Below are 14,086 nucleotides of genomic sequence, written 5' to 3'. Positions count from 1 at the left end.
CCTGGGAAGAGTAGGCAGGCGGGCAGGTTTTCTGTCCTTGTGGATAGGAGGTCCTCCCCATGTCCGAACTGCCGGAAACCCAATCCGAAGAGCATGTCGAGGAAGAGACCCGCGCGAAGCATCTCGCGCTGGAGCAGGATGTCCGCGAAGCCGTCTGGGAAGAGGATTCGCGCTGGCTTTCGCGCACGCTGAACCGGCTTCATCCGGCTGACGCCGCCGACCTTCTCGAACAACTCTCCACCGATGATTTCGCTGATGCCGTAACGCTGCTCGGCGGCCAGCTTCCCACCGAAATCATCATTGAGCTGCGGGACGAATATCGCGTCGAAGCCGTCGATGTCCTGCCGGACAAGACGGTTGCTGCCGTACTCGGCGAACTCGATTCCGATGATGTCACGACCATCCTGGAAGATCTTGAGGACGACCGTCGCGAACGCATCCTCGATGAATTGGCACCAGCAGAGCGGGCCAGCTTCGAACAGGGCCTCGCCTTCGAGGAGGACTCTGTCGGCCGCCTCATGCAGCGCGAATATTTCGCTGCGCCGGAGTTTTGGACCGTCGGTCACGCCATCGACCATGCCCGCGACAATGCCGAAGAACTGCCGACCGAATTCTACGAGGTCTACGTCATCGATCCAACGCATCGCCTGAAAGGGCAGGTGCCCCTGGCGACGCTTTTGCGCACGCCACGTGATGTGAAGCTCTCGGATATCATGCAGGAAATCCAGTCTGGCATCACAGCCGAGATGGATCAGGAAGACGCGGCCTACCAGTTCCAGAAATACTCTCTGGCGTCGGCTCCCGTGACGGATGGTGCCGGGCGCCTCATGGGCATGCTGACGGTCGACGATGTGGTCGATGTCATCCAGGAAGAAAATACAGAAGACCTTCTGGCCCTTTCCGGTGTGAACTCCGCAGAAGGCACCGACACGGTGCTCGACTCGGTGAAGGCGCGTGCGCCCTGGCTGGCGGTCAACCTGATCACCGCCTTCATCGCCTCTGGCATTATCTCCATGTTTGAAGGCACGATCGACCAGATCGTCCAGCTCGCCATCCTCATGCCGGTGGTCGCAGCTCTTGGCGGCAATGCTGGCAGTCAGGGTCTGGCTGTCGCCGTGCGTGCCATTGCCGAACGCGAAATGGATGGCGATGCCAGCCGCCGGGCGATCGTCCGTGAGACGCTTACGGGGCTTGCCAATGGCGTCATCTTTGCCATCGGTGTGGCGCTGATTGCGGGGCTCTGGTTCCAGAGTGCCGGGCTGGCGCTCACCATCGGCGTCGCCATGTTCGCCACCTTCATCTGGGCCGGCTTCTCCGGTGTCATCGTCCCGCTCGGTCTGCGCAAGGTTGGTGCCGACCCGGCTGTCGCCTCTTCGGTCTTTGTGCTCACGCTCACAGACGTGATGGCCTTCTTCAGCTTCCTCGGCCTTGCAACGCTTATTCTGTTGTAATGGTGGGCCTTTCTCCTGACAGGCGTACGACTTGCAATGATGCTCGCAATAGGAATTCCGATTGTATCGGTTTGGAGCAGATTATGGGGTCAGACCTTCGCACGTCCGAAGCAGGACTGAAGCTGATCATGGCGTATGAGGGGTTTCGGTCCCACTCAACCCGGCTGCCTGATGGGCGCTGGGTGATCGGCTATGGGCACACCCGTGCCGCGCGTGCTGGCTTGAAAGTCAGCCAGCAGGAAGCTGCCGCCATCCTGCGCGAGTTCGACCTCCCGCCCATTGAGCGGGCGCTGAAGGAAATGGCGCTCGTTCCACTAAACCAGCATGAGTTCGATGCGCTGGTCTCCTTCGTCTTCAATATCGGTGTCGACCAGTTCGAGACCTCCGATGTACTGGCCGCCTTGAATGGTGGCGACCGCATGGCGGCTGCCGTATGCATGGAAACCTGGCGTAATGCCAAGGTCGGCCCTCGTGCCATGATTGTCGATCCGCTGGTGCGCCGCCGCGCCGACGAGAAGGCCCTGTTCCTGAAGACTGTTGGCACTGTACCGCTCGCAGCCTCCAGTCGCTTCCGCCCGCAGCCTGATGAGATCATCAAGCCCTCGCGACGGTCCTTTACAGTAACCGAAGCGGCTGAACCGCAAGCGGCCGACCAGAATGATTTGTCTGATGAAACCGCCACCGAGGCGGCTGCGCGCAACGTGAAGGAACGCCTGACGCGTATTCTTGGCGAGTATGAAGCGGGTGCCGATGCCGCCGTCGAAGCCATGGCACACGAGGCTGAAGCGGAAGAGGTTGCTGGCGAAGCGAGCGTCGAAGAAATCCGCGCCGCCATTTCTGCCCTCGTGGCTGAGGATGACGAAGCCAAGTCTGATCTGGAGCCGCTCGACCTGACATCAGATCTCGATCCTGAGGTCTATCCGATTGAAGCGGGCCTACTTGCTGTCAAAGGCGAGCAGGCGGGGCGCCGTAAAGGGCAGGTTTATATCGATGATGTGAGCGAGATAGAATTGCCGCCGGCAGACCCGGATCTCCGGCGTGATGCAGATGCCGAGAATGCCGGCGAGATGATCGTCTTTGCGCTTATCGCTTTGACCGGTGCACTGGTCTTCCTGCTTGGCGGCGCGATGCATCTCGGCTGGTTCGGAATGACCATATCGGGCGAGCCGCCAGCTTTCGGCTACCTGCCGCCCCTCCTGATGCTGACCGGGGGCCTGATCTTCCTGGTCATGGCCTATTACTGGACCCGCGCGGTCGCCTCGCGGCGCTGACTGGCGAGATTGGCGCATTGGCAAGCCGGGCAAGGCCAGCTAAACCCGGGCCATGATCCCGAATACATATCCCACGCTTAACTTCGACCTCGGCGAAACTGCCGACATGATCCGCGATACGGTGCAAAGTTTTGCCGCCGACAGTATCGCCCCCATCGCCGCTGAAATCGACAGGACCGATGTCTTCCCGCGCCACCTTCTGCCGAAGATGGGCGAACTCGGCCTGCTCGGCATCACGGTGGAAGAGGAATGGGGCGGGACAGGGCTCGGCTATCTCGAACACGTTGTCGCGATGGAAGAAATTTCCCGGGCTTCCGCCTCGGTCGGTCTGTCCTACGGCGCGCACTCGAACCTCTGCGTCAACCAGCTGCGCCGCTGGGGCAATGATGACCAGAAGAAGCGCTATCTGGAAAAGCTCGTCACCGGCGAACATCTTGGCGGTCTGGCCATGTCGGAGACTGGCGCTGGATCGGACGTCGTTTCGATGAAGCTGCGCGCCGAGAAGAAGGGCGACCGCTACATCCTTAATGGCTCGAAGATGTGGATTACCAACTCTCCGGATGCCGACACGCTGATCGTCTATGCCAAGACCGAACCGGAAAAGAAATCACACGGCATCACCGCTTTCATCATCGAGCGCGGGATGAAAGGCTTCTCGGTCGCCCAGAAGCTCGACAAGCTGGGTATGCGCGGTTCGGAAACGGGCGAGCTGGTCTTCGAGGATTGCGAAGTTCCAGAGGAGAACATCATGGGCCCGCTGAATGGCGGCGTCGAAGTGCTGATGAGTGGGCTCGACTATGAGCGCGCCGTCCTGTCGGCCGGGCCGACCGGCATCATGCAGGCCTGCATGGATGTCGTGCTGCCCTACATCCACGACCGCAAGCAGTTCGGCCAGTCCATCGGCGAGTTCCAGCTTGTCCAGGGCAAGCTCGCTGACATGTATGTGCAGATGAACGCCGCCAAGGCTTACGTCTACACTGTCGCCAAGGCCTGTGATCGAGGCGAGACCGCGCGCAAGGACGCGGCCGGGGCGATCCTCTATGCGGCCGAGACAGCGACCAAGCTCGCGCTTGATGCAATCCAGCTGCTCGGCGGCAATGGCTATATCAATGAATACGCGACCGGCCGTTTGCTACGTGACGCCAAGCTCTACGAGATCGGGGCAGGGACGTCGGAAATCCGCCGCTGGCTGATCGGCCGGGAACTCTTCGGCGAGACGAGCTAGCCCGCCGCGCGGACGGGCTCATTCTCGGCCGACAGGCTGAGCACCTGTCCGATAGCGGTGATGAGCGCGCGTTCCTCGATCGGTTTGGAGACGTAGCCGTCAAAACCCATCCCGAGGAAGCGTTCGCGGTCGCCATGCATGGAATCCGCCGTTAGTGCGATAACGGGCACGAAGCGATTTGGGCTGGCCGACATACGCAGCTGTTTCAGGGCTTCGATCCCATCCAAGCCCGGCATGTGAATGTCCATTAACACGATATCGTACGCATCGTTTGTGAGGTGGTCGAGCGCTTCCTTGCCATTACCGGCTTCGCTGATCTCCAGGCCATAACCATCCAGGAAGGTGCGCGCGACCCGCAAATTGATCGCGTTGTCGTCAACAATGAGGGCCCGGCACCCGGTGAGGCCGGCGCGCGGTTTGCGCGAAGGCAGATTCACTGTGTTGCTGGCTGTCTTCTTCGTTACGCTATCGGCTGCCTCAGCGGCGAAGGTCAATGTAAAGACCGAGCCGCGTCCCGGTTCGCTGGCGGCTGTGACGTCACCGCCCATCATTCGGGCAAGCTGTCGCGTGATCGCCAGACCGAGACCGGTCCCGCCAAATTTCCGCGTCGTCGATCCATCTTCCTGTGCGAAGGAATCGAAGATCTTCTCGATCTTGTCAGCCGAGATGCCACACCCTGTGTCGGTGACGTGGACGATGACCATGTTCTGGCCATCCTTATCCGGTGAGCAGGTCACGACGATCATGACCTCCCCCTGTTCTGTGAACTTGATCGCGTTCGAGACGAGGTTGCCAACGCACTGGCGAACCCGCACCGGGTCGAAGCTCAGCTGAGAGGGCACGCTCGGATCGACGAACATTTTCAGCGCAATGCCTTTTTCCTCAGCGACAGCCTCGTGCAGCTTGAACAGGCCACTCAGTTTGTGGCGCAGGTCACTCTCGACCGGGGAGACTTCAAGCTTGCCTGCTTCGATCTTGGAGAGGTCGAGAATGTCATTCAGCAGCACCATGAGCGCGCGCCCTGAATCGAGAATGATCGAGACCTGTTCAGCTTGTGAGGCCGTCAGGTCATCATGGGCGAGGGTCTGTGCCATGCCGAGCACGCCATTGAGCGGGGTGCGGATTTCATGGCTCAAATTGGCGAGGAATTCAGATTTCAGGCGCGTGGCCTGCTCAGCGCGGTTCAGGGCATCGCGCAGCTCATGCGCCTTGCGGCGCTCCTCGCGTACATCCTGAATGTGGGTGATGTAGACTGCTTCCTGCTCGCCCGGCAGGAAGGCACTGTTCAAGGCCACCGAAACGCGGATTCGTTCGCCTGTCTTCGCGACCAGTTCTGAATCGGCAATGTGCTTGACCGTCTGACCTGCTTCTGCAGCCTGGAGGATGGTTGAGGCCGCCTCGACAGCGGGGTGGTCAAAAAGATGGCTGATGGGCTGACCGATGAGTTCGCCGGCCGAGTGACCTGAAAGGGCGGCTAGGGCATCGTTAACGTAGAGAAGCTTGCTGTCGCCATCCGTAATCGTGATCCCATGGATGGCGCTGTCGCACGCGACGCGCAGCAATTCTGCCTTGCCGAGTGCTTCGTCGCGTTCCTGGGCAATGTCGGTAATCTCGTGGGAGCAGGAGAGAACGCCGCGTTCGGTCGGGATCAGCGTCGTCTTCATGATTTTCGCGAACATTTTCGCGGCACGGCCCTGCTGGGTAATGAGTGTGCCTGGCTTGCCGGTCTTGATGACGTCCATGACCGCGCGGACCATTTCTGACCCGCGATAGGAGGGGTCGAACTCGAAAATGCGCATTCCGACAATGCTGCCGCCGTCGGGCAGGATTGTCTGGCTCATCAGCGTATTTGCGTCGATCCACTTCAGATCGATGATATTGCCAGCCTCATCCCGCACGGGTGCGACCTCGCAAACGACGATCGGTAATAAATCAAAGACGCCTGCATCCATGGAAGACCCCTCTCCGACTGTAGCGAATCTTACAGTTTTGTGAGGCAACATGCTTAACGGGATATTGAAAAATCGATCGCTTGTCCTCGTTCTACAGCTTTTTTGCATAGCTCGAGTCAGGATTGATTGAGTTTATTGGTCTTGCTCCTTCCAATCTGCAAAGATGGGAAAAGGTTTTTCTGGTTTTGGCCTTGCCGCCTGAGGCAGCTGAAACAGCATTGTCTAGGAACGCGGCTAATATGTCGCCCGTTATCCATAGCGCCGGCCAAAAGGAGCGCTTCATGCCAGACGGACTATCGCCCAGCAAGCAGACCCTGACCCCCGATTTGCTGAAAGACTTTTCGAGAGTTCGCGGGGACTCCCTTGAGCTTGCGAAAGGGCTGTCCGATGCGGATGCGACGGTCCAGTCGATGGAGGATGCGAGCCCGTCCAAATGGCACTTGGCGCATGTCACCTGGTTTTTCGAGCGATTCATCCTGCGAGAGCACTTGTCCGGCTACGCGCCGTTCAGTGATGATTTCGACTATCTCTTCAACTCCTATTACGATGCTGTAGGCGACCGGCACCCGCGCCCGCGCCGGGGCATGCTGACCCGGCCGCGACTGGACGAGGTGCTGGCTTATCGCGCCCATGTTGATGCCGGGATGGAGGCCTTGTTGTCAGGCGAGCTGAATAAAGAGCTGGCTGGCCTCGTCACGCTTGGCCTTCACCATGAGCAACAACATCAGGAACTCTTTCTCACTGACCTGTTGCATCTCTTTGCCCAGAATCCGCTAAAGCCAGCCTTCCGCCCGCCCGAGCTGCGCCTGATGAAAGGTGATGCTGCAGAGCTCAGCTGGCAGCGTTTCGAGGGTGGCCTCGTTGAGATCGGTCATGAGGGGGAGAGTTTCTTCTTCGATTGTGAGGGGCCGCGCCACAAGGTCTGGCTTGAGCCGTTCGAGCTGGCCAACCGGGCTGTCACCAATGGCGAGTGGATGAGCTTCGTCTCGGATGGCGGCTATGAGCGGCCGGACCACTGGCTGTCCGATGGCTGGGCGACATGCCAGGCCGAGGGCTGGCAGGCGCCACTCTACTGGCGGTTCGAGGATGGCGAGTGGTGGACAATGACGCTGCGCGGCTGGCAGCCCGTCGATCCGAAAGCTCCGGTCTGCCATGTCAGCCAGTATGAAGCCGATGCCTATGCAAGCTGGGCCGGCGCACGCCTGCCTGATGAGGCAGAGTGGGAAGTGGCTGCTCATGATGTCCCGCCGGACGGTAATGATGTCGGCACGGGCCGTCTTAGCCCCGCTCCCCAGTCCGGCGATGGCCTTCTCGGCTTCTTTGGCGATGTCTGGGAGTGGACGCGTAGCGCTTATGCACCTTATCCGGGCTTCAAGGCTGCCGAAGGTGCCGTGGGTGAATACAATGGCAAGTTCATGAGTGGTCAGTATGTCCTGCGCGGAGGCGCCTGCTCGACGCCGCCCGGCCATATCCGTGCGACCTACCGGAACTTCTTCCACCCCGGAAAACGCTGGCAGTTCGCCGGTCTCAGGCTTGCGAGGGATGCATGATGGACGGGCTGACACGGGACCCGTTCCGGGAAGACGTAATCAAGGGCTTGGGGCAGCGGCAAAAGGCGATCCCCAGCCGCTGGCTATACGACGAAAAAGGCTCGAAGCTCTTCGACGAGATCACCGAGTTGCCGGAATATTATCCGACACGCACCGAGCTGAAGATTTTGGGCGACCGCGCCGGAGAGATGGCGGATGCCATCGGCCCGGAAGCGGTGATTGTGGAGTATGGCGCCGGCTCCCTGCTGAAGGTCCGCATCTTGCTGGATGCGCTGGAACGCCCGGCTGCTTTTGTGCCGGTTGATATCTCGGCAAGCCATCTCGAAGCGGCCGCCGACGAGCTTACAGCAGACTATCCGGATCTGACGATCAAGCCGATCGCATCGGACTTTATGGCGTCCAATCTGGGAGAGAGTTTGCCTGAGGCAGCCGGCCGCCGTGCCGGCTTCTTTCCCGGTTCAACTGTCGGTAATCTGCTTGATGCGGAGATCCACCGCTTCCTGTCCAATGCGCGCGCCGACCTTGGTGACGGGGCCTGTTTCATCATCGGAATCGATCAGCCCAAGCCGCCGAGAATTCTGGTGCCGGCCTATGATGACGCCCAAGGTGTTACGGCTGCCTTCAACAAGAACCTGCTCACTCGCATGAACCGCGAGCTTGACGCAAATTTTGATCTCGATGCGTTCGCTCACGAAGCCCGCTGGAACGAGAGTGACAGCCGAATTGAAATGCACTTGTGCAGTCTCAAGCCGCAGACCGTCAGGGTTGCAGGAGAGTCATTCGACTTCCAGGACGGCGAGACCATCCATACCGAAAACTCCCGCAAGATCGCACTCGACCGCTTTGCCGGGATGGCTGAAAAGGCGGGCTGGTCCCTGTCGCGCCACTGGACCGACGAGAAAGGGCTTTTCGCCGTGATGCTCCTTGAGGCAGACTGAACTCTCAGGACAGGGAGCGGGGACATGACACTCGCGGAGTACAACGCCTACTGCGCCAGCCTCGCCCATACCACCCATGTCGTCCAATGGGGCGGCAGCCATGTGTGGAAGGTCGGCGGCAAGGTGTTTGCCATTGGCGGGGACAATGGTCCGGAGGGCTTCCGGGTCAGCTTCAAGGTCTCCGACCTTGCCTTCGACATTCTCAGGGAGCAGCCCGGCTGCCGCGGGGCGCCGCACCTGGCATCGCGTGGCATGAAGTGGATCCAGCGTTACTCGGATGAGGCTGTCGATGATGGCGCGCTGAAGGACTATCTCGCTGAAAGCTACCGTCTGGTTTCGCTCGGCCTGACCAAGAAGCTCCAGAAAGAGCTTGGTCTCAATCAGGACTGATTTGCGGCGCCGCAGTTTTGCGGCCATCAGGGCGCAGGTATGGGTGGAACCTGCCTGCAGGCGCTCCCGTTTTCAATGCAGATAATCGAGACAGACAGGCAAGAAGGAGCGCTCATGACTCTCACAACGAAGCATTTCGGCGCCGATATCCCGAAAATCGGTTTTGGCACGTGGAAGCTGCGCGATGAAACCGCGCAGATGTGCGTCGCCAAGGCGATCAGGCTGGCTACCGGATGATCGACACTGCACAGGCCTATGAGAATGAAACCCATGTCGGACGCGGGATCGCTGACTCCCAGACGCCGCGCGATGATCTCTGGGTCACCACAAAAATCTGGACGTCGGAATTCAAGGATGGCGACCTTCAGGCGTCGCTCAGAAAGAGCCTGGAGCGTCTCGATCTCGACCATGTCGACCTCGTCCTGCTGCACTGGCCGAACAAGGACGTCTCCATGGAAGAAACCTTCGCCGCTCTGAACGATGCGCGCAGCAAGGGCATGACGAAGCATATCGGCGTATCCAACTTCACGGTCGAGCAGATGGGGCAGGCGGTGAAGCTGTCGGAAGCGCCCATCCTGACCAATCAGGTTGAGTATCACCCCTTCATCAACCAGACGCCCGTCCTCGAAGCGGCGCATGCGCTCGGCATGTCGGTGACGGCCTATTCGCCGCTTGCGCAGGGCCAGGTCTTTGATGATGCGGTCCTGAAAGAGATTGGTGAGAAGTATGGCAAGTCGCCGGCTCAGGTGACCGTGCGCTGGTTTGTCCAGCAGCCGGGCGTGATCACCATCCCGCGCTCGTCGTCACCGGAACACATCGCGGCCAATAATGACGTCCAGGACTTCGAGCTGACGGCACAGGAAATGGGGCGTATTACAGCGCTCAACGCCAATCATAAGCGCCTTATTGATCCAAGCTGGGCGCCCGAATGGGACACGGCGGCTTAAAGAGGCTGCTAGACTCTATCGATCGTCACGCTCGGAATTTCAGCAGTTGGTCCGTAGCAGAAGTCGATCAGTTCTCCGCTGGCGATCGCCTTCTTCGCGGCTTCATACCCGGCCTGGACAGCGTCCTCGTAGGCCTCCCAGTCACGCAGTTCGATATCGCGGAGATCGGGGACCACAAGGACATCGACCAGTTCGCGTCCGGCTGTCGGGTCTACGCTGAGCGTCGCTGAGCGCATCAGCAGACCGGCGATGGGCGGGGCCGAGGAAAAGCCATGCTTCCAGACCCAGCGGAAAAAGCTGGGCGGATCTTCGAAATCCTCGGCGGCAAGGCCTTCGGGTGCCCGTGCCACGTCGGACCCGATGACGACACCACGGTGCAGTTCCCGCATGACATTGGTCGGGAAGTTGTTGAGCACAGCCCCGTCGACCAGCACTTCGCCTTCATGAACTACAGGGGGCAGGATGCCGGGCAAGGAAATGGACGCCCGCAGCGCCTGCCGTAGCAGGCCGCGTCGGTGAACGCGGTAGGTGCCATCCGTGAGATTGGTCGAAACTGCAAAGAAGGGAATGTCGAGATCGCCGATCTCCGTGTCACCGAAGTGTTCGTGGAGGCGCGTCATCACCCGCTTGCCGCGAACCAGCCCGACGACGGGCAAGACGTAGTCTCCCAGCGGGTTTGAATCGACAAAGGCCTTGCGGATGCGCTGATTGATCTCGTCATCATCCCAGCCCATAGCGACACAGGCGGCGACCACGGCTCCCATCGACGAACCACCAACAAAGTCGATCGGAATACCAGCTTCCCGCAATGCCTTGACCACGCCGATATGGGCGTAGGCACGGGCGCCTCCACCTGACAGGACCAGACCTACTGAGCGTCCCGCCATAATCCGCGTGAGCCGGTCGCAGCTTTCGCCGTCCATGCCTTCCCAATGTATGATCCGTGCGGCGTTAGCGGCATCAAGCCACTCCGTCGGTTTGGCGGCCCGGCGTTCTCCGCTGTGATGGAGCAGGATAACGTCGATCAGTTTGAGCGACTTGGCCGGAGAGTCGTCTTCCGGCATGAGCGGGTGCGACGGGCGGGCATCGGCGCGGCCCACCACCCAGATGCGATCGGCCTGGCGCACCGACAGGCGATACCAGGAAGTGTCGCCCACCGAAGAGACGAGCATGACCACGTCATTCTCTGCTTCCAGGTGGTCGAAATAGCCGGTTGGCTGGTCGGTGCCTTCTGTCTCGTCGATGATGCGGGACTTGAGGCCGAGCTTGTCGAGCGAGGCTTTCAAGGCGCGGGCGCGAAGCTTGAGATCGATGGTCGGAGACGTCGCGACGAGGGCGAAGACCTTTGGCGCATTGCGGCGGTTCGGCTTGCGGCCCTCGCGCAACCGGGTGAGCATCAGCCGGATCATCGCGTTCAGGATTTCCGGTTCCGCCTTGATCAGCCGGTCGAATCCCTTGCGGGAGATTTCCAGAATTTCGGCGTCTCGAAGGGCATAGACCGAACTCGTATGTGGCGCGTTTTCGGGGATGCCGTCGCCGTCATCATCCAGCCCACCTTCGAACAGGGCCATCTCGCCAACTGGCTCACCGGCGCGGATGTGGCCAAGGAAATCGCTGCGCCCGTCCGCCATGGTCCGGAAGGCGCCGAGCGACCCTGACAGGACGAAGTAGATCGAGTTCGATGTCTCACCGGCCTTGAAGAGTTCCCAGCCGGCCGGCAGCGAAAACCAGCGCGCCTCGCGGCCTGCGGCCCTTAGCGCACGCTTGGGCACGTCCTCCAGAAACGGAATCGTTTTGAGCGTCGGCGTGATGTTCAGACTCATAGATCTGAATGTGTTCGTAGCCGCCGCTTCTGAAAAGGGTTTTTTGCCTTTTGTTTCGGGCTTTTGAGGTGCGGTCTTGAACATGATGATCTGTTCGGGATGACAATGCCTGATTACGGCTATAGTTGTGCAAGAAACAGTCCATGGGAGGGCAAATGCCGGTTCTCAAATCCAAGCTCGACGCTGCCAGCGCAAAATTTTCCGCCAACCGGCAGGCGATGGAAGTCCTTGTCGATGAATTGCGCACCAGGACTGCCCAGGCAGCGCAGGGCGGGTCGGAAGGCGCGCGCAAGCGCCATACCGACCGCGGCAAGCTGCTCCCGCGCGAGCGTGTCGAGCGGCTTCTGGACCCTGGTACACCCTTCCTCGAAATTGGCGCACTGGCTGCAAACGGCATGTATGACGATGAGGCGCCCGGCGCTGGTGTCATTACAGGTGTGGGCCGGGTCGAAGGCCGCGAATGCATGATTGTCTGCAATGATGCGACGGTAAAAGGCGGCGCCTATTTTCCGATGACGGTGAAGAAGCATCTGCGCGCCCAGGAAATCGCGCTGCAGAATCATTTGCCGTGTATCTACCTCGTCGATAGTGGCGGTGCGAACCTCCCGCACCAGGCCGACGTTTTTCCCGACCGTGAGCATTTCGGGCGGATTTTCTACAATCAGGCGCAGATGAGCGCGAAGGGCATCCCTCAGATTGCTTCGGTCATGGGATCATGTACGGCCGGCGGAGCCTATGTCCCGGCAATGTCGGACGAGACCATTATCGTTCGCAAACAGGGCACGATCTTCCTCGGCGGTCCGCCCCTGGTGAAAGCTGCCACAGGCGAGGAAATCTCGGCAGAGGACCTCGGCGGCGCTGACGTCCATGCCCGCAAGTCGGGTGTGGCCGACCATTATGCCGCCAGCGATGAACATGCGCTTGCCATCGTCCGGTCGATTGTCCGCACGCTTCACCAACCGCAACCGGAAAGGGTTGGCCTGACTGAGCCGGCCGAACCGCTATACAGTCCGCAAGAGCTGCATGGCCTTGTGCCGCAGGATGTGCGCGAACCGTATGACGCGCGTGAAGTCATTGCGCGCACTGTGGACGGATCGGAGTTCCACGAATTCAAACACCTCTATGGCGATACGCTCGTCTGCGGTTTCGCGCGCATCTACGGCATGCCTGTCGCGATCCTCGCCAATAATGGCATCCTCTTTTCAGAAAGTGCCCAGAAAGCCGCCCACTTTATCGAGCTTGCCGATCAGCGCCGCACGCCGCTTGTCTTCCTTCAGAACATCACTGGCTTCATGGTCGGATCGAAGTATGAGGCAGGCGGCATCGCGAAGGACGGCGCAAAGATGGTGACGGCCGTTGCGACGGCGTCGGTGCCCAAGCTGACAGTGGTTACAGGCGGCAGTTTCGGAGCCGGCAATTACGGTATGTGCGGTCGGGCCTACAGCCCGCGCTTTCTCTTCATGTGGCCGAATGCGCGTATCTCCGTCATGGGTGGCGAACAGGCAGCGTCTGTGCTCGCAACGGTGCGTCGCGACGGCTTCGAACGCCGGGGCGAGGAATGGAGTGCCGAGGATGAAGAGGCCTTCAAGTCCCCCATCCGCGAGATGTATGAGAAGGAAGGCAATCCCTACTTCTCGACCGCGCGCCTATGGGATGACGGCATCATCGATCCGGCCGATACTCGCCGCGTTCTGGGGCTCTCCCTTGCCGCGACGCTGAACGCGCCCTTCGAGGATCGCGGTTTCGGTGTCTTTCGGATGTAGCCATACGGGCTGATACGGATTCCCGAAGTTGCGGCACTTGCCTAGATCAGGTTCGACCTGATGGAGGCTTGGCCGCATGACCCATATCTGCCTGATCGATGCTCACCCGGATCCCGCCGATCATCTTTGCCACGCGCTCGCCGACGCATATGCGGAAGGCGCGCGAGAAGCGGGCCATAGTGTCGAGCGGATCGACATCGCAAAGCTTGATCTTGGCTTTCTCGACAAGGTTAGCGACTTCGAAACGCATCCGCCGGAACCCGTCCTTTCTGAACGTGAGAAGATCAAGCGGGCCGATCATGTCTGCATCATCTTTCCGCTCTGGCTCGGAAATATGCCAGCCAAGGCGAAAGCCTTCTTCGAACTGGCGGGATGTGGAAACTTTTTCCTCGAAACAGGAGAGAGTGCCTCAAGCTGGCCGAAGCAGATGATGAAGGGCAAGTCAGCCCGAACGATTGTTACGATGGGTATGCCGGGATTTGCATATAAACTGGTCTTCGATGCAGGCGCGCTGAAAGCGCTAGAGCGCGGCCTGTTTGGAGTTTCCGGCTTCAAGCCTGTCCGTCATACCGTTCTCGGTGGGGTCGAACAGGCCGATGAAAAGACCAGAAAGAAGTGGTTTCAAAATATACATCACCTCGCTCAAGCCGCTGAATAGGCGAGCTTTTTGATGCTTCCTTTCCGAGGTTTCATGGCCCTGTCCAATTCTTAACGCATCAAAACATGGGATATGTGCGTCTCTATTGGCGCGTCACAGAAGTTCGACGCCAGTTAGA

12 protein-coding genes are annotated in these 14,086 nt (G+C 59.9%); 10 read left to right on the top strand and 2 right to left on the bottom strand.

What is annotated here, in order from left to right; all coding sequences use genetic code 11:
- Positions 1-59 precede the first annotated feature (59 nt).
- The 3 genes from mgtE (at position 60) to Q1K29_RS12365 (ending at position 3,947) form a co-directional block, all read left to right on the top strand.
- Positions 60-1,451 carry a magnesium transporter gene (gene mgtE / locus Q1K29_RS12375; RefSeq protein ID WP_300395266.1) on the top strand — a complete coding sequence of 464 codons (1,392 nt, stop codon included), beginning with the start codon at positions 60-62 and terminating at the stop codon, positions 1,449-1,451.
- Between the two features lie 83 nt (positions 1,452-1,534).
- Positions 1,535-2,722, top strand: a complete 1,188-nt coding sequence (locus Q1K29_RS12370) for a lysozyme (RefSeq protein ID WP_300395264.1) — start codon at positions 1,535-1,537, stop codon at positions 2,720-2,722.
- 52 nt (positions 2,723-2,774) lie between these two features.
- Positions 2,775-3,947 carry an isovaleryl-CoA dehydrogenase gene (locus Q1K29_RS12365; RefSeq protein WP_300395262.1) on the top strand — a complete coding sequence of 391 codons (1,173 nt, stop codon included), beginning with the start codon at positions 2,775-2,777 and terminating at the stop codon, positions 3,945-3,947.
- Here Q1K29_RS12365 and Q1K29_RS12360 read toward each other — a convergent pair.
- Positions 3,944-5,899 carry an ATP-binding protein gene (locus Q1K29_RS12360; RefSeq protein WP_300395260.1) on the bottom strand — a complete coding sequence of 652 codons (1,956 nt, stop codon included), beginning with the start codon at positions 5,897-5,899 and terminating at the stop codon, positions 3,944-3,946. The genes Q1K29_RS12365 and Q1K29_RS12360 overlap by 4 nt on opposite strands.
- Positions 5,900-6,180: 281 nt before the next feature.
- Between Q1K29_RS12360 and egtB the strand changes: the two genes are divergently transcribed.
- From egtB to Q1K29_RS12335, 5 genes are all read left to right on the top strand, one after another.
- A complete protein-coding gene (gene egtB, locus Q1K29_RS12355; protein ID WP_300395257.1) occupies positions 6,181-7,449 on the top strand; it encodes an ergothioneine biosynthesis protein EgtB in 1,269 nt (422 codons plus the stop codon).
- A complete protein-coding gene (egtD, locus tag Q1K29_RS12350; RefSeq protein ID WP_300395256.1) occupies positions 7,446-8,387 on the top strand; it encodes an L-histidine N(alpha)-methyltransferase in 942 nt (313 codons plus the stop codon). Before egtB ends, egtD begins: the two co-directional genes overlap by 4 nt.
- Positions 8,388-8,411: 24 nt before the next feature.
- Positions 8,412-8,777 carry an MmcQ/YjbR family DNA-binding protein gene (locus tag Q1K29_RS12345; protein ID WP_300395254.1) on the top strand — a complete coding sequence of 122 codons (366 nt, stop codon included), beginning with the start codon at positions 8,412-8,414 and terminating at the stop codon, positions 8,775-8,777.
- Between the two features lie 114 nt (positions 8,778-8,891).
- Entirely contained in the window at positions 8,892-9,014 is a 123-nt protein-coding gene (locus Q1K29_RS12340) for a hypothetical protein (protein WP_300395252.1), read from the top strand.
- On the top strand, positions 9,011-9,724 hold the full coding sequence (locus Q1K29_RS12335) for an aldo/keto reductase (RefSeq protein WP_300395250.1): 714 nt from the start codon (positions 9,011-9,013) through the stop codon (positions 9,722-9,724). The genes Q1K29_RS12340 and Q1K29_RS12335 overlap by 4 nt, the downstream gene beginning before the upstream one ends.
- 8 nt (positions 9,725-9,732) lie before the next feature.
- Here Q1K29_RS12335 and Q1K29_RS12330 read toward each other — a convergent pair whose 3' ends face one another.
- A complete protein-coding gene (locus Q1K29_RS12330) occupies positions 9,733-11,547 on the bottom strand; it encodes a patatin-like phospholipase family protein (RefSeq protein ID WP_300395248.1) in 1,815 nt (604 codons plus the stop codon).
- Positions 11,548-11,702: 155 nt separating this feature from the next.
- Here Q1K29_RS12330 and Q1K29_RS12325 point away from each other — a divergent pair, with 155 nt between their 5' ends.
- Together Q1K29_RS12325 and Q1K29_RS12320 are read left to right on the top strand one after the other, a co-directional pair.
- On the top strand, positions 11,703-13,310 hold the full coding sequence (locus Q1K29_RS12325; protein WP_300395247.1) for a carboxyl transferase domain-containing protein: 1,608 nt from the start codon (positions 11,703-11,705) through the stop codon (positions 13,308-13,310).
- 76 nt (positions 13,311-13,386) lie between these two features.
- A complete protein-coding gene (locus Q1K29_RS12320) occupies positions 13,387-13,968 on the top strand; it encodes an NAD(P)H-dependent oxidoreductase (RefSeq protein WP_300395245.1) in 582 nt (193 codons plus the stop codon).
- Positions 13,969-14,086: the final 118 nt, after the last annotated feature.

The sequence above is a fragment of the Henriciella sp. genome, assembly GCF_029937755.1.
Classification (GTDB): domain Bacteria; phylum Pseudomonadota; class Alphaproteobacteria; order Caulobacterales; family Hyphomonadaceae; genus Henriciella.
This window is presented reverse-complemented; position numbering and strand designations above follow the sequence as displayed.

Excerpts from the sequence above, each read along its gene's own strand:
- mgtE (WP_300395266.1), top strand. The coding sequence starts at position 60 with ATGTCCGAACTGCCGGAAACCCAATCCGAAGAGCATGTCGAGGAAGAG.
- Q1K29_RS12370 (WP_300395264.1), top strand. The coding sequence starts at position 1,535 with ATGGGGTCAGACCTTCGCACGTCCGAAGCAGGACTGAAGCTGATCATG.
- Q1K29_RS12365 (WP_300395262.1), top strand. The coding sequence starts at position 2,775 with ATGATCCCGAATACATATCCCACGCTTAACTTCGACCTCGGCGAAACT.
- Q1K29_RS12360 (WP_300395260.1), bottom strand. The coding sequence starts at position 5,899 with ATGGATGCAGGCGTCTTTGATTTATTACCGATCGTCGTTTGCGAGGTC.
- egtB (WP_300395257.1), top strand. The coding sequence starts at position 6,181 with ATGCCAGACGGACTATCGCCCAGCAAGCAGACCCTGACCCCCGATTTG.
- egtD (WP_300395256.1), top strand. The coding sequence starts at position 7,446 with ATGATGGACGGGCTGACACGGGACCCGTTCCGGGAAGACGTAATCAAG.
- Q1K29_RS12345 (WP_300395254.1), top strand. The coding sequence starts at position 8,412 with ATGACACTCGCGGAGTACAACGCCTACTGCGCCAGCCTCGCCCATACC.
- Q1K29_RS12340 (WP_300395252.1), top strand. The coding sequence starts at position 8,892 with ATGACTCTCACAACGAAGCATTTCGGCGCCGATATCCCGAAAATCGGT.
- Q1K29_RS12335 (WP_300395250.1), top strand. The coding sequence starts at position 9,011 with ATGATCGACACTGCACAGGCCTATGAGAATGAAACCCATGTCGGACGC.
- Q1K29_RS12330 (WP_300395248.1), bottom strand. The coding sequence starts at position 11,547 with ATGAGTCTGAACATCACGCCGACGCTCAAAACGATTCCGTTTCTGGAG.
- Q1K29_RS12325 (WP_300395247.1), top strand. The coding sequence starts at position 11,703 with ATGCCGGTTCTCAAATCCAAGCTCGACGCTGCCAGCGCAAAATTTTCC.
- Q1K29_RS12320 (WP_300395245.1), top strand. The coding sequence starts at position 13,387 with ATGACCCATATCTGCCTGATCGATGCTCACCCGGATCCCGCCGATCAT.